Source organism: Cupriavidus phytohabitans (assembly GCF_017815025.1).
In the GTDB taxonomy this organism is placed as follows: domain Bacteria; phylum Pseudomonadota; class Gammaproteobacteria; order Burkholderiales; family Burkholderiaceae; genus Cupriavidus.
Genome location: NZ_JAGIQB010000003.1, coordinates 1 through 14,928, shown reverse-complemented (window position 1 = coordinate 14,928; position 14,928 = coordinate 1). Strand labels below are relative to the sequence as shown.

15 protein-coding genes and 1 tRNA gene are annotated in these 14,928 nt (G+C 66.4%); 2 read left to right on the top strand and 14 right to left on the bottom strand.

Features of this window, described 5'->3' with window-relative positions; all coding sequences use genetic code 11:
• Positions 1-14 precede the first annotated feature (14 nt).
• From J8I34_RS02495 to pepN, 14 genes are all read right to left on the bottom strand, one after another.
• Complete coding sequence (locus tag J8I34_RS02495; protein ID WP_209805265.1) at positions 15-572, bottom strand: hypothetical protein; 558 nt, start codon at positions 570-572, stop codon at positions 15-17.
• A 3-nt stretch (positions 573-575) separates the two neighbouring features.
• On the bottom strand, positions 576-1,046 hold the full coding sequence (locus J8I34_RS02490; protein WP_209805264.1) for a hypothetical protein: 471 nt from the start codon (positions 1,044-1,046) through the stop codon (positions 576-578).
• Positions 1,047-1,062: 16 nt separating this feature from the next.
• Positions 1,063-1,506, bottom strand: coding sequence for a hypothetical protein (locus tag J8I34_RS02485; RefSeq protein ID WP_209805263.1), 444 nt, complete (start codon positions 1,504-1,506; stop codon positions 1,063-1,065).
• A 160-nt stretch (positions 1,507-1,666) separates the two neighbouring features.
• Positions 1,667-2,353: a hypothetical protein gene (locus tag J8I34_RS02480; protein WP_209805262.1), complete on the bottom strand. Its 687-nt coding sequence runs from the start codon at positions 2,351-2,353 to the stop codon at positions 1,667-1,669.
• Positions 2,350-2,646 carry a hypothetical protein gene (locus tag J8I34_RS02475; RefSeq protein ID WP_209805261.1) on the bottom strand — a complete coding sequence of 99 codons (297 nt, stop codon included), beginning with the start codon at positions 2,644-2,646 and terminating at the stop codon, positions 2,350-2,352. The genes J8I34_RS02480 and J8I34_RS02475 overlap by 4 nt, the downstream gene beginning before the upstream one ends.
• A gap of 75 nt (positions 2,647-2,721) precedes the next feature.
• The gene (locus tag J8I34_RS02470) at positions 2,722-3,501 is read right to left on the bottom strand and encodes a ParB N-terminal domain-containing protein (RefSeq protein ID WP_209805260.1); all 780 of its coding nucleotides are present in this window, start codon (positions 3,499-3,501) and stop codon (positions 2,722-2,724) included.
• A 310-nt stretch (positions 3,502-3,811) separates the two neighbouring features.
• The gene (locus J8I34_RS02465; RefSeq protein WP_209805259.1) at positions 3,812-4,747 is read right to left on the bottom strand and encodes a hypothetical protein; all 936 of its coding nucleotides are present in this window, start codon (positions 4,745-4,747) and stop codon (positions 3,812-3,814) included.
• Positions 4,744-5,067: a hypothetical protein gene (locus J8I34_RS02460; RefSeq protein ID WP_209805258.1), complete on the bottom strand. Its 324-nt coding sequence runs from the start codon at positions 5,065-5,067 to the stop codon at positions 4,744-4,746. The genes J8I34_RS02465 and J8I34_RS02460 overlap by 4 nt, the downstream gene beginning before the upstream one ends.
• A gap of 89 nt (positions 5,068-5,156) precedes the next feature.
• Positions 5,157-5,468: a hypothetical protein gene (locus tag J8I34_RS02455; protein WP_209805257.1), complete on the bottom strand. Its 312-nt coding sequence runs from the start codon at positions 5,466-5,468 to the stop codon at positions 5,157-5,159.
• Positions 5,469-5,602: 134 nt separating this feature from the next.
• Positions 5,603-6,085 carry a hypothetical protein gene (locus J8I34_RS02450; RefSeq protein ID WP_209805256.1) on the bottom strand — a complete coding sequence of 161 codons (483 nt, stop codon included), beginning with the start codon at positions 6,083-6,085 and terminating at the stop codon, positions 5,603-5,605.
• Positions 6,082-7,083, bottom strand: a complete 1,002-nt coding sequence (locus J8I34_RS02445) for a tyrosine-type recombinase/integrase (RefSeq protein WP_209805255.1) — start codon at positions 7,081-7,083, stop codon at positions 6,082-6,084. Before J8I34_RS02445 ends, J8I34_RS02450 begins: the two co-directional genes overlap by 4 nt.
• Before the next feature lie 72 nt (positions 7,084-7,155).
• Positions 7,156-7,231 (bottom strand) — tRNA-Thr (locus J8I34_RS02440).
• 179 nt (positions 7,232-7,410) lie between these two features.
• Positions 7,411-8,427, bottom strand: a complete 1,017-nt coding sequence (locus tag J8I34_RS02435; RefSeq protein WP_209775562.1) for a class 1 fructose-bisphosphatase — start codon at positions 8,425-8,427, stop codon at positions 7,411-7,413.
• 95 nt (positions 8,428-8,522) lie between these two features.
• On the bottom strand, positions 8,523-11,237 hold the full coding sequence (gene pepN / locus J8I34_RS02430; protein WP_209805254.1) for an aminopeptidase N: 2,715 nt from the start codon (positions 11,235-11,237) through the stop codon (positions 8,523-8,525).
• 284 nt (positions 11,238-11,521) lie between these two features.
• Here pepN and J8I34_RS02425 point away from each other — a divergent pair, with 284 nt between their 5' ends.
• Positions 11,522-12,148 carry a DUF4136 domain-containing protein gene (locus tag J8I34_RS02425; protein WP_029045606.1) on the top strand — a complete coding sequence of 209 codons (627 nt, stop codon included), beginning with the start codon at positions 11,522-11,524 and terminating at the stop codon, positions 12,146-12,148.
• Positions 12,149-12,441: 293 nt separating this feature from the next.
• A complete protein-coding gene (locus J8I34_RS02420; protein WP_209775560.1) occupies positions 12,442-14,763 on the top strand; it encodes an NADP-dependent malic enzyme in 2,322 nt (773 codons plus the stop codon).
• The last annotated feature ends 165 nt before the right edge of the window (positions 14,764-14,928 follow it).

The following is a 14,928-nucleotide window of genomic DNA, read 5'->3' as shown; positions in this document are numbered from 1 at the left end:
CTTAGAGCCTCCTTTCAGGGGGACGCCAGGGCCAGCAGCAGCGGCCGCGGCCGATGCATGAGCCCTCGCTCGACGGCAAAAACGGCCAGGGCTTCGGCAAACAAGGCGCCGCGCGCTTCGAGCAAGCGGCCGAGCGCGAGAATGTCGTCGCGATGCTCCTCGATCAGCCCCAGGCCGACGAGATCGGCCGTCGCCGCGGTCTCGGGCTCGCAGTCGCCGACGGCGTCGAGGAGGTCGACGTCCTGGGCGTGGCGCGCGCGGACGATCGCCTCGGGCAAGCGCAGGAGGGCCCGGTCGCCGTGCAAGGTCGCGGCCATGACGACGGCGACGTCGACGAGCCCCATGCGCTCCCATTGCCGGGCGGTCACGCCGAACTCGGGCGGATCGGTGCAGGCATAAAGCGGCAAGGCGCCCAAGCGCCAGCAGGCGACGCAGCGCGCGGCCCAGGCGAAGGCGAACGAGGTCGGCCAGGTATAGCGGGCGTCCGACAGGTCAAGGCGCCAGGGCGCGGCCTGGGGCTCGACGCGCGGAATTTCGGCACCAGCAAGGGTGAGAGGCTCGGGCGCGCTCATGGCTCAGGCGCGCAGGGCGAAAAGAGGATGCGGGCCGCGCCCGGCGAGCCCGTAGAGCGAGGCGAAGTCGGCAAGCTCGTCGACGAATAGCAGGCCGTCGCGCCCGATCCGCTCGGCGAGCCGGTCGACGGCGTGCCGATGCTCGGCCAGAATCACGCGGCAGACCAGCCCAGCGCGCCGTACGCTAGTCCCCAGGCGCGCGAGATTCTCAAGGTCGTCGAGCCATACCTCGGCCGTCTCGTTCGCCGGGCGTCGGGATAGGTAGCGGTCGCTCATGCTACGGGCCAGCAGGCAGGCGGCACGCTCTGGCGGGCTCATATCGCCGGGCAGTACGACGTCGACATGCAACTCGGCGAGCGCGATCGAGCGCACGCTCGCGCCGCAGCGCCAGGCGACGACCGCGCTCGCGGCGAGTGCCAGGCAATCAACGAAGCGGGCGCGCGGGGCCAGAGGGACGGCTTGTGTGGCGGCCATGATTGCAGGCCCCCTCTCAGGCCGACAGGGCAGGCAGCGCGGCGCAGTCGGCGCAGCGCCCATCCTCGCGCCGGCTCTCGATCGGACGCACGCGGTGGCAGCGACGGCAGACGAAGGTCGCCTCGTCGCTCAAGACAGCGCGAACAACGCGCTTGGTACGGTTGCAGTCGGACGCGGCCAGTAGGCGCCGTACTTCGTGGGCGAGTTCGAGGGGGCGCTCGGTGCGATATCCCCCTCGCGTGCCGTGATCCTGTGCCAGGCCGGAAGCGATCAGGCGCGGCAGCAGCGGCGCCAGTAGGCGGCGCGCAGCGCGCTCATGCCCGAGCGCCGGCAGGTAATGCCGATACCAGGCGTCGTAACCGTAGAAAAGCGGGATCGAGGGCGAGGGAGAAACCTCGCCGACCTCGCTCGCAGGATCGAGATCGGCGGGAAGTACAGAACGAGCATCGCGGCGCGGCATAGTGGCCTCCAAGGGTCGAGGCGGTCCCGGATTAACCGTCGCTCCGCATGCGGATTGGCAGGAGATCGGAGGCGGCTCTAACGCGATCCCGATCCCATTGCTCCGCTGCATCGCAGTTTATGACCATTGACATTTTTAGCAAGCTCCGCGCGCACGCAAATCAGCTAACAACCCATGCGCCTCGCACGGCGGCCAGAAAGTCAATCGCACGTTGCAGGTCGCGCGCAATCCTTGTGTGATCGCACTCGGGGCATTGCCTTTGCATGCGAGTTGGATCGGCATCGAGGGAGGCGAGAGACGCGATTGCCACGCGAAACTTGCGCGCTTGCTCGCGCAAACTTTCGGCCGACGGGCTTGAGGCCGGCGCTTTGGCAGGGAGAACGTGCCGGACCGACGGGCGCTTGCCGGCCGCGCGCAATTCGGCCAGCCGTCTCTCGAACTTGTTCTCGGGAAACCTGGCGAGGCGTTGCCAGTCCGAGGCGTCTCTCGCGTCGATTCCCAGGTCGCCTAGCGTCGGCGCCGAGGTCTCGGCCTTCGCTGCAAGCGGGTGTCCGCCAGGACCGCGGCGCTCGCCGCTTTCCCGCATGGCGGCCAGCAGTTCGCCAGTCCGGCGCATCGCCCGTAGGCGAATTTCCCGCATCATGCGCTCCCCTTCGTCGTCCCGGCTCTGCCGTGCATAGACGGCCAGCGAGGCGGCCTGGCTTTGCATTCTGAGCGCCTCGTCGACGTCGCGACATTTCCGAATGGCGCAGATCATTGAATCAAAGCGGGCGATGATGCTGCGGGCCTCCTGGGGGATCGGGGGTGCCGACTCGGAGCCGGCGACGGGCCAAGCATTCGCAGTCATGCGCATCTCTCCCGGTAGATGAGGTCGAACAGCGGGCAGGCGTTCGAGGCATCCGGCGCGTCGGTGCAGGCTTCCGGCGTGTGGAATGCGCGGGCCGCGATGCACGGCCTCATGCGGTCCTCGGGCCGGTGGTGCGAGCAATTGCAGCAGCAGCGCCGCGGCTCGGGCCTCGCCTCGTGCAGCGAGCAGTGGTTCGCGGCATTTGTCGCCCGCAATGCGGTATCCATCGCGGGGCGATGCTTCCAGTCCGACACGGCATTGCAGGCCGGCAGCATCGGCACCAGGCGATGCACGGAATCCGGTTCTCCTGGCACACGGCCTCCCCACAGTCCGCAGGTTTCACAGCAGCGCGGGGCGGGCGTCATGGCCTAGCGTTCCAGCAATTCGGACAAGGCGCCCAGCAGTGCGGACGCTTGGACGACGTCACGCAGGGCGGCGGTGCCAAGGGCCGCGGCAATAGCTGTTACGGGCAGGCGTGACGCTGCGAGCGTCCGCACTGCGCCGGCCACGTCCGAGGCGGTCATCGGCTCGGCGAAAAGCTCTCCGCTACGTGGCGGATTTACGGGTCCAGCGAGTTTGGGCTTTTTGCGCGCGGGCACGCTACGAGCGCGGCCGTCCAGTCCGGTGCGCCTGGCGTTGGCAGGCGGCGGCGTTCCGTCCTTCGCGCGGCGGTAGTCATTGGGCGAACTGGAAAATTTTCCAGTTGAAATTTCATCGCGCACCGTCGCCACGGTCGGATGAGAGCTGCCCGTCACCTTGGCAATGCGGCGATCAGACCAGTACGGATATTCCGCGAGTAGTTCGGCCACCATTGCGCGGCGCTCGGCGGCGTCCGCCAAGTTGCGCCGGACCAGATTGACCGTGAGCGCCCATGCCCGTTTAGCGACGTCGTTGCCGATGCCGTTATTGACCACGGACGGGCAGGCAATCCCAAGCTCGCGGGCAATGCGCTGGCGGTGGTGCCCGTCGAGCACGTTGCCGAACTCGTCGACGTCGATCGGCACGAGGACGCCCTTGCGGCGAATGGACTCGCGCAACTCGGCGTATTGCTCATCGTCGAGCGGCGGCATGACCTGATACGGCGCCGGTTTATTGGCAGCCGACTGGCTTGCAGCGACAGGGTCAGGAGCGTTATGCGGCGTCGTCATGGTCGGTCCTTTCGGCGGGGCGAGTCAGGTGTCGGGCAATGCCGCGCGGGGCGGCAGCCGGGGGAGATCGGTGCGGGCGTTCGTGACGAGGCAAGGCACCAGCGGCGAGCATCGCCTCCCGCATAGCCAGCCGCAGGCGTTCCACATGACCCGGCAGGGCTTCAGGGCGGCAGGCTTGGAGTGCGGCCACGGCAGCGACGCGGCGCTCCTCGGGCCAGTGCTCGCACGCGGCGGTCCGGGCCAGCCAAGCGCGGCCCTGGGTCAGCAGCAGGGCGACGTATTCCGGCGTTGGAGCGGCGGCCATGTTGGTCTACCCGATCATCCCGCGCACATCCGCCGCGGTTATTTCCGGGTCCGACGTGCCCCCACACGTAGACGACGGCGCTTGATCCGGGGCGCCCTCCGGTGCCGTCTTGGCGCTTTGCCAATAGGGGCCGAAGCGTTCCAGTGCGGCGCGCGTGCCGACGAGGCGGATCTCGGCGCTCGTGCGGGTGGTTGCCCAGGCGCGCCGGGCGGCGTCAGCAATCTCGGCCGGGTCGGCACTGTCGCACAGGGGCGTCGCCTCGGCGGACAGGCTGGGCCGGACCGAGACCGCAAGGGCGGGACCGTGCTCGGCGAGGTAGACCGCGGCCGGCGCAATCAGGCCGAGGGGGCGGTCGGCGCTCGTTGCAGGCGCCTCCTCTGTGGTGCTTTCCGGGGACACCCCTTGGTAACTTGTATACGTGCCCGGTTTTCGGGGTAGTCGTGAGGCCGAAAATCGCGTGACTACCCCGATTTTCGGGGCAGTCACGATTTCGGGATTGCTGACTACCCCGGAAACCGGGGCAATGTTGCCCCGAAAATCGGGGTAGTCATTTTCCGCAAACGCATCACATTCTGATTTTTGCCGGATTCCGAAGGCCGGCGACAGCGGAATCCTGACAGCAGTCGGCTCCCATGCGAGGGCATAGCAGGCGACACGGTTGCGCCCCCCTTCTCGGGTCTGGACCAGCAGCCGGCAGCCGAGGAGTTCGTTCAGCGCGCGGGCCAGCGTATCTTTCGATTTCCAGCCGAGCCGGCCGAGATACTTCGATGAGGCGATGAGCCCCCCATTGTTGCCTCCGCGGTGCTGCCAAATGAGATCGAGCAACAGCGAGCGGGCGCCGTAGCTCAGGGATCGAAAAGCCGGCGACTCTTGGATCGAATGCGGCAGCCGTGAATATGCGTGATTCTTTTCCCCGCGCGGGTGTTTGCGCCTCGGCATCATGCCCCTCCTCGCTTGAGCAGGAGAAACGCCGGCCGATCAATGGGGAAGGCGATCAATCGCTCAGGCCGGGCGCACAGGATCAGCGCGACGAGGTTGCGCAGGCGACGGAGGGGCTCCCATTCGTCGAACACGAGTTCGAGCGAGAGCCCATAGAGGGCGGACAGGTCGTCCTTCGGTTGCGGGCAGTAGGTCCGCGGCACGTAGGCCACAGGCAGGCGCCGCGCAAGCGACGGGCCGAGCGAGAGAATCAGGTAGAGGCCGGGCGGATCATTGCCGCATAGTCGCGCCCGATGAGTTGAAGCGAGCCAATCCGGGACCATGACACAACCCCCTCGCATGTGAAAAGGCGGCGAGCGTCCGATCCGCCAGGGGCGATCCTGGCGGGGCGGGTGTCGTCAGTGCATGGGGATTAGGCGGAATCCGCTTCGGTGCCGCGCGTCACGCTCGCAAGCGGGCGTGAGGAGGCGCCGACACGATGGCGGCTGATCCGCGCTTTCGAACGTTCCTTGAGGATTTCGACGACCGCGGCTTTGAGCGCCCGCGGATCATCGGTCATCATCTTCGCGCCCAGGAAGAAAATGATGCCGGACGCGACAAGCTCGTCCTTGATCTCGGGGGAGAGGAAGTAGCGCAGGGCGTTGTCGCTCGCGATGATGGGGCGGCCGTGCTTCGCGCACCAGCCGCCAGGGCCGAATACCGGCATCAGGTCTTGTTCTTCCATGTGCGTGCTCCCTTCGAGAGGATTGCAGGGGCCAATGCTGGCGCGGGTGTCCGGTCCGCGCTTGTGCATGCACTATGGACAATGAAAAAGGACCTCACATATGAGAGGTCCTTAGAAATTTGCTTATGGCTCGCTCAGCCGCGCACGTCCCTCAGCAACTTTTCATCCGGCGTCGCGACGTCCAGTAGGCATTTCTTCACAGTTGATTGTGCGATCTCCATTGACTTTGCCACGTGCCGATATGCCGCTGCCCGGTTTACGGCCTGTCCTGCCGCTAACCTGTCGAGACAGTAGGCGACGAATGTAGCCTTCATGTGTCTCCTCTCGGTTGGCGTGAGGTCGCCGGTCTTGCGTGTCGGGCGGCGCGACCGACGTTCAATTCCCGCCCGCAGATCGGCTCGAATGTCCTCAAAGTGAGAATCGATGATTTCCCGGACTTTGTGCTGAAGGGCTGCACCTTGCGCCGCGTCCTCAAGAACGGCCAACAGGCAGTTAGTCAATTCGTCTCTACGGTCGTCGATTAGCTTGTCGACTTGGCTCCGGTCTCGGAGAGCCGGTGAATACTTGCCATCGGCGCCAGGGTGGAAACTACCAAGAATCGGGGGAGTGTCCTTCATTGCAGGTCTCCCATCACGCGATTAATGAGGCGAGTCTTGCTGTCGGTGCAGAGATGCGCGTACCGCTTTGTCACGTCGAGCGTGCGATGCCCCAGAACGTCAGCGATTTCCAGCAGGCTCCCCCCGTTCTGAGCGAGGTACGACGCGCATGAGTGGCGCAGGTCGTGAAAGCGGAAGTCCGCGATGCGCGCAGCGGTGAGCGCCGCGTTCCATGCCTTGTCAATGTGGAACGGCCGATCCCAATGCCCGACGCGGTGAAAGAGCAGGGCGTCCGGGTGAGGCGCCTTGCCGAGGCGCCGAATCTCGGCGACGACGGCGGGTGGCAGCGGGAGGACGCGCTCGTCGCCATTCTTGGTGCGATGCAAGTGAGCCGTCGCGGCGTCGAGGTCAAGATCGCGATAGCACAGGCCGAGCAATTCGCCGCGCCGCGCGCCCGTTGTTAGTCCCATCAGCACCAGCAGATAGAGCCGGTTCCACGTCGACACCTTTGCGGTCGCGAGCAGGCGCTTGCGTTCGGAAGGAGTCAGGTATCGCGTGCGGGCGTTGTCGGCAGCGCGGGCCGGCACGGCGCGACAGGGATTCGACCAGCCCTTCGGCATCAGGCGCTTTTGCTGCGCCCAGGTGAATACGGCAGAGAGGACCGCTTTGTTTCGGTTGATGGATGCCGGCGCCGGCAGCCCCATGTCGCGATACAGGTTGTGTCCGGCCTCGTCGCGGCCCATGTAGCGACGCACAGGAACGCTCGCCCAGTGATCGAGGGCGTCGGCGATATGGTCGGGATCAATGTCGGCGGCGAGAAGGCCGTCGAGATAGGCGCACCAGCGCTGCAGAACCGGACCGCGCGAGCGGTCGGCGCCGGCATAGGCAGCCATGTAGGCGTCGCACAGTTCGGCGACAGTGAGAGGGCGGCGATTTGCGCTGGACAGGGCGCGAACCGGGACCGCTTCAAAGGCAAGCCGTGAGGCTTGGGAATTACTTCTAAGGGCTTGGGTTGCCATTGCTTGCTCCGCGTAGACCAACTCATTCGTTGTCATCGCGTGAAACCTGCAAGCCCGCGCCAGTATTGGCTTTGGTGCCGAAGAGAGGAATCGAACCCCCGACCTTCTCATTACGAATGAGCTGCTCTACCGACTGAGCTACTTCGGCAACAAGTTCCGGTGAACTGGAACAGCCCGCAATACTAGCAGTGTTTTTCCGGCTTGGGAAGCCCTTTTGTGTCGCCGGTGCCATCCGGCGGCACGGTCCAGGCGGCGCCTGCTGCGCTTGCGGGGAGATGAAAAAAGGGGCGCCAGCTGGCGCCCCGTCCTGTTGCCGGAAGGCGAGGCTCAGGCCTTGCCTTCGGTTTCGTGGTGGTAGCGGGTGACGCGTTCCACTTCGTTCTTCGAGCCCAGGATCACCGACACGCGCTGGTGCAGCTTCTCCGGCTGCACGTCCATGATGCGGATGTGGCCGTTGGTGGCGGCGCCGCCGGCCTGCTCGACCAGCATCGCCATCGGGTTGGCTTCATACATCAGGCGCAGCTTGCCCGCCTTTTCCGGCTCGCGCTTGTCCCACGGATACATGAAGACGCCGCCGCGGGTCAGGATGCGGTGCACGTCGGCGACCATCGAAGCGACCCAGCGCATGTTGAAGTTCTTGCCGCGCGGGCCTTCGTTGCCGGCCAGGCATTCGTCGATGTACTTGCGCACCGGCGGGGCCCAGTGGCGCATGTTCGACATGTTGATGGCGAATTCCTTGGTGTCTTCCGGAATCATCAGGTTGGACTGGGTCAGCACGAAGCTGCCGGCCTCGCGGTCCAGCGTGAACACGTGCACGCCGTTGCCGACGGTCAGCACCAGCGTGGTCTGCGGGCCGTAGACGGCGTAGCCCGCGGCGACCTGGTGGGTGCCGGGCTGCAGGAAGTCGGCCTCGGTCACGGTCTGCCCGGGCTTGGGCATGTGCAGCACCGAGAAGATGGTGCCGATCGACACGTTGACGTCGATGTTGGACGAGCCGTCGAGCGGGTCAAACATCAGCAGGTATTCGCCCTTCGGGTAGCGGTTGGGAATCTCGTAGAACGATTCCATTTCCTCCGACGCCATCGCGGCGAGGTGGCCGCCCCATTCGTTGGCGTCGAGCAGCACTTCGTTGGCGATCACGTCCAGCTTCTGCTGGGTCTCGCCCTGGACGTTGCCGGTGCCGGCCGAGCCCAGCACGCCGGCGAGGGCGCCCTTGTTGACGGCGTTGGAAATGGCCTTGCAGGCGCGCGCGACCACTTCAATCAGCAGCCGCAGTTCGGGCTGGATCGTGTTGTGCTTGCGCTGCTCCTCGACCAGGTAGCGGGTGAGGCTGATGCGAGTCATGGTTGGTTCTCCTTGGATGGCCGCAATTCTACATGCCCGGCCGGCCCTGGCCGGGCAAAGTGGCGTTGCGGGGCCTCCCTGATGTGCTCATGGGTTCAGGCGGCCAGCGCCTTGCCGACGATCTCCCTGACGTCGCGCGACAGCGTGGTGCTGGCGGCGACGCGCTCCAGCTCGGCGCGCATGCGGCCGCGCAGCGTCAGCTCGTATTTCTGCCAGCGGTCCATCACCCGCGCCAGGCGCGCGGCCACTTGCGGGTTGATGGCGTCGAGCGCCAGCACCTGGTCCGCCCAGAAACGGTAGCCCGAGCCGTCTTCGGCATGGAACTGCGCCGGGTTACCGGAGCAGAAGCTGAAGATCAGCGAGCGTGCGCGGTTGGGGTTGCGCAGGTTGAACGCCGGGTGCTCCATCAGCCTGAGCACGGTGTCGATGGTGCGCTTGCCGGCGTGCGGCCCCCCCGGTTGTGGCCCCACGCTGCCGCGCTGCATACCCTGCAGCGAGAACCATTTGTCGATCACCAGAGCGTCGTCCTCGAAGCGCTCGTAGAAATCGGCGAGTGCATGCTCGCGCCCGGGCGCGAAGCTGTTCACCAGCGCCGACAGCGCGGCGAAGCGGTCGGTCATGTTGTCGGCGGCCTGGTACTGCTTGTCGGCCAGGGCGTGCATGTCGGCGTCGCCACTGTCGGCCAGGTAGCCGAGCGCGAGGTTGCGCAGCGCGCGCCTGGCGGCGGAGGCGGCATCCGGGGAGTAGAGGCCGGGCGTGGCGTTGGCCTCGTAGGCGGCCAGCCAGTCGGCCTTGAGCGCGCGGGCCAGGCCTTCGCGCATGAACTGGCGGGCGCGGTGGATGGCGGCGGGATCGGCCACGCCCATGCGCTCGGCCAGGTAGGCTTCGGCGGGCAGCACCAGCGCCTGCTCGCGGAAGGCGGGGTTGAGCGTGTCGTCGGTCAGCACGGCGCGCATGGCCTGGACCAGCGCCGGGTCGAGCTTGAGTTCGCGGCCGGCCTGCACGTCGGCGACCAGCTGCAGCAGCGCGCGCGTCGCCAGGCGCTGGCCGGCTTCCCAGCGGTTGAAGGCGTCGCTGTCGTGCGCCAGCAGGAAGGTCAGCTGCGCGTCGGTGTACTCGGCATCGACGATCACCGGCGCGGAGAAATTGCGCAGCAGCGACGGCAGCGGTGCCTCCGCGCCGCGCGGCAGGTTGATAAAGCGGAAGGCCTGCTCAGCCTGCGTGAAGTCGAGCACGCGCGTGGTCGCGCCGGGCGCGCTTTCGCCCTCGATCTGCAGCGGCAGGTCCTTGCCGTCGGCGCTGAGCAGGCCGAGCGCGAACGGGATGTGGAAGGGTTGTTTCTCGGGCGTGCCGGCGCGGGTCTCGATGCCGACCTTGGGGCAACGCTGCGTCAGCGTCAGCGTCAGGCTGCCGTCGTCGCCGTTCCAGACGGTGCGGGCGGTCACCACCGGCGTGCCGGCCTGGCTGTACCAGAGTCCGAACTGCGTCAGGTCGCGGCCATTGGCATCGGCCATTGCCGCGCGGAAGTCGTCGCAGGTGACGGCCTGGCCGTCATGGCGCTCGAAGTACAGGTCCATGCCCTTGCGGAAGCCATCGCGGCCCAGCAGGGTCTGGTACATGCGCACGACCTCGGCGCCTTTCTCGTACACCGTGACGGTGTAGAAGTTGTTGATCTCTTCATAGCTGTCGGGGCGCACCGGGTGCGCCATCGGACCGGCGTCCTCGGGGAACTGCACCTGCCGCAGCACGCGTACGTCTTCGATGCGCTTGACCGCGCGGCCGGATTCCGAGCCCATCATGTCGGCGGAGAATTCCTGGTCGCGGAACACCGTCAGGCCTTCCTTCAGCGACAGCTGGAACCAGTCGCGGCAGGTCACGCGGTTGCCGGTCCAGTTGTGGAAGTACTCGTGGCCGACCACAGCCTCGATATTGGCAAAGTCCGTGTCGGTGGCGGTTTCGGCATTGGCCAGCACGTACTTGGTGTTGAAGATGTTCAGGCCCTTGTTCTCCATCGCGCCCATGTTGAAGTCGCCGACGGCGACGATCATGAAGCGGTCGAGATCGAGTTCCAGGCCGAAGCGCTGTTCATCCCAGCGGATCGAATGGACCAGCGAATCCATCGCGTGGCGGGTCTTTTCCAGGTCGCGCGCCTCGACCCAGACCTGCAGCAGCTTGTCCTTGCCGGAGGCGGACTGGATCTTTTCCTCGATGCATTCCAGCTTGCCGGCCACCAGCGCGAACAGGTACGACGGCTTGCGGAACGGGTCTTCCCATACAGCTTCATGGCGGCCGTCGGACAGGTCCTGCTTGCTGACCAGGTTGCCGTTGGACAGCAGCACCGGGTAGGCGTTGCGATTGGCACGCAGCGTGACGCGGAAGGTCGCCATCACGTCAGGGCGGTCGAGGAAGTAGGTGATGCGGCGGAAGCCCTCGGCCTCGCACTGGGTGAAGAAGTTGCCGTTGGACACGTACAGGCCCGACAGCGTGGTATTGGCCGCGGGCTGGCACGCGGTGATGATCTCGAGCGAGCCCTGCGCGGGCAGCCCGGGGAGGGTCAGCGTGCCGGCGTCCTGGGTGGCGTTGGCCACCGGCTTGCCGTCCAGGCTGACGCCGACCAGTTCGAGTTCGTCGCCGCACAGCACCAGCGGCGCGTCGGCGGCGGCGCCGGGCTGGCGCGCGAAACGCAGCGTGCTGGTGACGATAGTGCGCTGGGGATCGAGATCGAGCACCAGCTCGGCATGGTCGATGGCGAACGGGGGCGCGGTATAGTCCTTGCGATAGACGGTAACGGGCGTGTCGGTGCGCAGCATGGAGAGATCCTGTCTTCGGAAGACCGTGGGGGAGGGTGCCATGCGCGCGCGGGCGAAGCATGGCGCCGAAGTCCTCATTGTAGCCAAGGGGGTGGCGGGGTATCGTCCGCCGCCGCACCCGGGCCGGCGGGAATTCCGCCGGTGCCGCGTGGTCTCAGCGACACGCGGGACGATTTCGAGCGTGTGGAAAGCGAGGTGGCACTATGTGGCAGCGCGCAGGCGGTGTCGGCAATGAAAAAGAACGAAGCGGTCGGTCCACGGGATTCCCGGGGCTTTGGGGCGCGCTGTCGCTGCTTGCGGCGCTGGTGCTGACTGGATGCGCCAGCACCGTGGTGACCGATGTCACCGCCTTCAGCCAGCCCGGCTGGCAGAACGATGCGCCGCACACCTACAGCTTCGAACGCACCCCGGAACAGGCGGCGCAGCTGGACCGTCAGACCTACGAGCAATGGCTGGCCGCGGCGCTGTCTGGCGTTGGCTATGAGCAGGTCCCCGAGAAGCAGGCGCACTACCGCATCAGCATGGATTTCGACGCCGCGCCCGGCATCGTGCGCGTGGCCGAGACGGTCTATCCCGATCCCTGGTACGGCCCATGGGGGCCATATTGGGGACCGTACTGGGGTCCGGGCTATTACCGCCCATGGGGGCCGTGGGGTCCGTGGGGTCCAGGCTACTGGCCGCCGCAGACGGTGGTGCGCGACGTGACGGTGCTGTTCTCGAGCCTGCGTGTCTATTTCAGGGATGCTGCCAGCGGCAAGCGCGTCTACCAGGTCACGGCGCAGAACCAGACCGAGAACGGCAGCCTGCCAGCGACGATGCCATACCTGATCCGCAGCGCCTTCGCGGGCTTCCCGGGGAACAGTGGACAGCCGCGGCGGGTCGAGCTTGAAGTCGAGAAGCCGCAGAAATAAGGCTGCGTGCAAATGCGTGCAGGAGCATGCCTCTGGCGTTCATTGCATACCCATTGGTAAAAGCTGTTTAACTGGAACATTCCGCCCAAAATACGGCTTTGGGACTGGCTTTGGTGGCACTTTGCACGATGCCGGGGCTAGAATAACTGCTCGATTTTTCCGGCCTTGTGGTCGGAATCGCCAGTTTCGCTGCCAGGTTTTCTTCGCTGCCGGTCCTTTGTCCCGATTGCGGCTGATACGAATCATGGCGGGAGAAGGGCGCTTCCGGCACGGGCCACTTTCCGGACGAGCCAATGAGCAGCCAGAACAGCGGTGATGCACCGCAACATGCCCCGAACAGTCCTGAAGCGCAACTGCGCCTCGCTGCACTGGAATACCACCGCAGTCCCACTAAGGGAAAGATCCAGGTCACCGCGACCAAGGCGCTGTCCAACCAGCGCGACCTGTCGCTGGCGTACTCGCCGGGCGTAGCGTACGCCTGCGAGGAGATCGCCAAGGATCCCGCCACCGCCGCCGAATACACCTCGCGCGCCAACCTGGTGGCGGTGGTGACCAACGGCACCGCCGTGCTGGGCCTGGGCGACATTGGCCCGCTGGCCGGGAAGCCGGTGATGGAGGGCAAGGGCTGCCTGTTCAAGAAGTTCGCCGGCATCGACGTGTTCGACATCGAGCTCGACGCGCGCGACCCGGACAAGATCGTCGAGATCGTCGCCGCGCTCGAGCCCACGCTGGGCGGCGTGAACCTGGAAGACATCAAGGCGCCGGAGTGCTTCTACATCGAGCAGAAGCTGCGCGAGCGCATGAACATTCCCGTCTTCCACGATGACCAGCACGGCACCGCCATCATCTCGGCGGCGGCGCTGCTGAACGGCCTGAAGGTGGTAGGAAAGGATATCGCCGAGGTCAAGCTGGCGGTGTCGGGCGCCGGCGCCGCGGCGATCGCCTGCCTGGACACGATGGTGAGCCTGGGCGTGAAGCGCGAGAACGTCTCGGTGGTGGACTCCAAGGGCGTGATCTACGTTGGCCGCGACGCCAACATGGAAGCCAACAAGGCCCGCTACGCGCAGGACACCTCGGCGCGCACGCTGGCCGACATCGTCAAGGGCGCGGATGTCTTCCTGGGCTGCTCGACCGCCGGCGTGCTCACCGGCGACATGGTCAAGACCATGGCCGACAAGCCCATCATCCTGGCGCTGGCCAACCCCGAGCCGGAAATCCGCCCGGAAGTGGCCAAGGCCGCGCGCCCGGACTGCATCATCGCGACCGGCCGTTCGGACTACCCGAACCAGGTCAACAATGTGCTGTGCTTCCCGTACATCTTCCGCGGCGCGCTCGATTGCGGCGCGACCAAGATCACGGAAGCGATGAAGCTGGCCTGCGTGAAGGCGATCGCCGAGCTGGCCGAAGCCGAGCTGAACGATGCCGTGGCCGCCGCCTACGGTGGCCGCGAGCTGAAGTTCGGCCCCGACTACATCATCCCGACTCCGTTCGACCAGCGCCTGATCGAGAAGATCGCGCCGGCGGTGGCCAAGGCCGCTGAAGAGTCCGGCGTGGCCACGCGCCCGATCCAGGACCTGGAGGCGTATCGCCAGCAGCTCTCGACCTATGTCTACCACACCGGCCTGATCATGAAGCCGGTGTTCTCGGCCGCCAAGGCAGCGCCCAAGCGCGTCGCCTACGCCGAGGGCGAGGAAGAGCGCGTGCTGCGCGCGGTGCAGAGCGTGGTCGACGAAGGCCTGGCACGCCCGACCCTGATCGGCCGTCCGCACGTGATCCAGATGCGCATCGAGAAGGCCGGCCTGCGTCTGAAGGCCGGCGTGGACTTCGACCTGGTCAACCCGGAAGAAGACCCGCGCTACCGCGCCTACCACGAGGCCTACCACGCGCTGCGCGGCCGCGACGGCGTCACGCCGGACATGGCCAAGGTGGCGCTGCGCCGCTCCAACACGCTGATCGGCACCATGCTGATGCATATGGGCGACGCGGACGCGCTGCTGTGCGGCACCGTGGGCCGCTTCGAGGCGCACCTGGAGCATGTGCGCGACGTGATCGGCCTGGCGCCGGGCGCCAAGGTGTTCGCGGCGATGAACGCGCTGATGCTGGAAAAGCACACGCTGTTCATCACCGACACCTTCGTCAATGATGATCCCACCGCGGAAGAACTGGCCGCGATCGCGCAGCTGGCCGCCGAGGAGATCAGGCGCTTCGGGCTGCATCCCAAGGCCGCGCTGATGTCGCACTCGATGTTCGGCTCCTCGACCCGTCCGTCGGCGCGCAAGATGCGCGAGGCTGCCGCGATCCTGGCCAAGGCGGCACCGCACCTGGAAGTGGAGGGCGAGATGCAGGGCGACGCCGCACTGGACGAAGACGTGCGCCGCCACTTCCTGCCGTCGACCCAACTGGCCGGCAGCGCCAACCTGCTGGTGATGCCGACGCTGGACGCTGCCAATATCGCCTTCAACCTGCTCAAGATCACGGGCGGGCAGGGTGTGACCGTTGGCCCGATCCTGCTGGGTGCGGCTAAGCCGGTGCACATCCTGAACCCGCAGGCGACCGCGCGCCGCATCGTCAACATGACGGCGGTGGCGGTGGCGGAGTGCAATGCCATTCGCTGATGTGCGGAGAGGGTAGTTGCCTGGCGTAGCGCCAGGATGCAAAAAGCCGGGTCGATGACCTAATGCCGTTCAGTTATGGTCCCGGTTGAGGAAGCGAACGGCATAGCGTGAAGGGCGGGACTTGACGACCCGGTCGCATGAGCGGCCGGGTCGTTTTACATTGGG